This is a genomic window from Rhodococcus sp. P4_F3_2 (assembly GCF_056401335.1).
In genome coordinates this window covers 1-361 of the sequence record NZ_JBFUJN010000304.1, presented here as the reverse complement: position 1 = coordinate 361, position 361 = coordinate 1, and the positions used below count along the sequence as shown (strand labels likewise).

Here is a 361-nt window from a genome sequence, read left to right as displayed (position 1 = left end):
TGGTATTAGCCTGCTTTGTTATAACATGGGGGCTCATATATGAGATCTTGGGATGATTCATCCTATGTAGAAAGTGAAAAAAAGTACCGTGTCCATCTTATTTTCTTATCTTTTTTTATTTTCATTGAAATCGTTGGATATTTTTGGAGCATTTTTGCATTTCAGGCATATGTTAAAAATGTACTCAGAACTTGGAGGTGAAATATATGGGCTTCTATGGTGGCTGTGGTTATGGCGGTTACGGTTACGGCGGTGGCGGCTGCGGATTTGGCAGTGGCTTTGCTTTAATCATCGTATTATTCATTTTATTAATCATCATCGGCTGTGCTTGCTGGGGAGGATTTGGCGGTTGCTAATCATT

1 protein-coding gene is annotated in these 361 nt (G+C 39.3%); it reads left to right on the top strand.

The window, feature by feature from the left end:
* Window positions 1-206: 206 nt before the first annotated feature.
* Window positions 207-356 (top strand): sporulation protein YjcZ, encoded by a 150-nt coding sequence (gene yjcZ / locus AC1DWA_RS33860; protein WP_014459214.1) that lies wholly within the window; start codon window positions 207-209, stop codon window positions 354-356.
* Window positions 357-361: the final 5 nt, after the last annotated feature.

Excerpts from the sequence above, each read along its gene's own strand:
- yjcZ (WP_014459214.1), top strand. The coding sequence starts at position 207 with ATGGGCTTCTATGGTGGCTGTGGTTATGGCGGTTACGGTTACGGCGGT.